Origin of the sequence: Sphingobacterium sp. T2 (genome assembly GCF_000814685.1) — a bacterium.
Taxonomy (GTDB): domain Bacteria; phylum Bacteroidota; class Bacteroidia; order Sphingobacteriales; family Sphingobacteriaceae; genus Sphingobacterium; species Sphingobacterium thermophilum.
Window position 1 is genome coordinate 1 of sequence record NZ_JXAC01000309.1, and the last position, 1,707, is coordinate 1,707.

At 49.9% G+C, this 1,707-nt stretch carries 2 tRNA genes and 1 rRNA gene; all 3 read left to right on the forward strand.

Annotation, left to right across the window (positions count from 1 at the left end):
• The first annotated feature begins 139 nt into the window (after positions 1–139).
• Positions 140–216: transfer RNA gene (locus tag SD31_RS14440), tRNA-Ile, on the forward strand.
• Between the two features lie 10 nt (positions 217–226).
• A tRNA-Ala gene (locus SD31_RS14445) sits at positions 227–300 on the forward strand.
• 141 nt (positions 301–441) lie between these two features.
• Positions 442–1,707 (forward strand): 23S ribosomal RNA (locus tag SD31_RS14450); the annotation flags it as partial.

The following is a 1,707-nucleotide window of genomic DNA, read 5'->3' on the forward strand; positions in this document are numbered from 1 at the left end:
ACCTCCTTTCTAGAGATAACGGTGAGTTAATCCGTTGGTACTCGTTACGTTTGATACATGATTTAGAAAGACAGAAGACATTAGAGGAAGTGCCATCCCCAAAGGCGGAGGTGGTACCGAGGACGAAAAGATGACAGCTAGTCCCGTAGCTCAGTTGGTTAGAGCACTACACTGATAATGTAGGGGTCAGCAGTTCAAGTCTGCTCGGGACTACCAAGAGTAAGAAGGGGAATTAGCTCAGCTGGCTAGAGCACCTGCCTTGCACGCAGGGGGTCAACGGTTCGAATCCGTTATTCTCCACGCTTTCTGCGATATAGCGGAAAAAAGAGTTCTTTGACATATTGGAAGAAAGAAAAAGATAACGATAAGACAACAGCGGATTCTGGATAAAATCCAGGCGAGTTGTTCTCATAGTTAGCAAAAGGGCTATGAGGAGAAGAAAGTAAAGTAAAGGGACAAGCACGGGGGAGTGCCTAGGCTCTCAGAGGCGACGAAGGACGTGGTAAGCTGCGATAAGCTGCGGGGATTGGCAAACGCGAATAGATCCGCAGATTTCCGAATGGGGCAACCTAACTACCTGAAGGGTAGTTGTCTAAAAGACGCGAACGCGCTGAACTGAAACATCTAAGTAGGCGTAGGAGGAGAAAACAATAGTGATTTTCCAAGTAGTGGCGAGCGAACGGGAAAGAGCCCAAACCGTTATTGTTACGGCAATATCGGGGTTGTAGGACCTTCACTAAGGATATCGGGATGAACTGGAACCGGATGGGAAGCCGGGCGATATAGGGTGATAGCCCCGTACAGGTAAAGAACGATATTCTGGAGGTATCCTGAGTACCGCGGGACCGGAGGAATCCTGTGGGAATCCGCCAGCACCATCTGGCAAGGCTAAATACTCCTGAGAGACCGATAGTGGACCAGTACCGTGAGGGAAAGGTGAAAAGAACCCCGAACAGGGGAGTGAAAAGAACCTGAAACCGTGTGCTTACAAGCGGTTGGAGTCCCGCCTTTGGCGGGATGACAGCGTGCCTTTTGCATAATGAGCCTACGAGTTACTCTTCACTGGCGAGGTTAAGCGATTAAGTCGCGGAGCCGCAGCGAAAGCGAGTCTGAATAGGGCGTATAGTCAGTGGAGGTAGACGCGAAACCTTGTGATCTACCCTTGGGCAGGTTGAAGGTTGGGTAACACCAACTGGAGGACCGAACCGATAAACGTTGAAAAGTTTCCGGATGACCTGAGGGTAGGGGTGAAAGGCCAATCAAACTGGGAAATAGCTCGTACTCCCCGAAATGTTTTTAGGAACAGCGTCGATATTAGAGTCTTATAGAGGTAGAGCTACCGATTGGGTGCGGGGGAGTCAAATCCTACCAAATCCAGACGAACTCCGAATGCTATGAGATATGATCGGCAGTGAGGCTTTGGGTGCTAAGGTCCAAGGCCGAGAGGGAAAGAACCCAGACCATCAGCTAAGGTCCCCAAATGTGTTCTAAGTTGAACTAACGAGGTCCGGTTGCCCAGACAGCTAGGATGTTGGCTTGGAAGCAGCCATTCATTTAAAGAGTGCGTAACAGCTCACTAGTCGAGCGACCGGGCGTGGATAATAAACGGGCATCAAGAACACATACCGTAAGCTATGGATTCTTGCAGTTAAGCGAGAGTGGTAGGGGAGCATTCTATCGAGGGAGAAGCTGCATGTGACGTGTGGT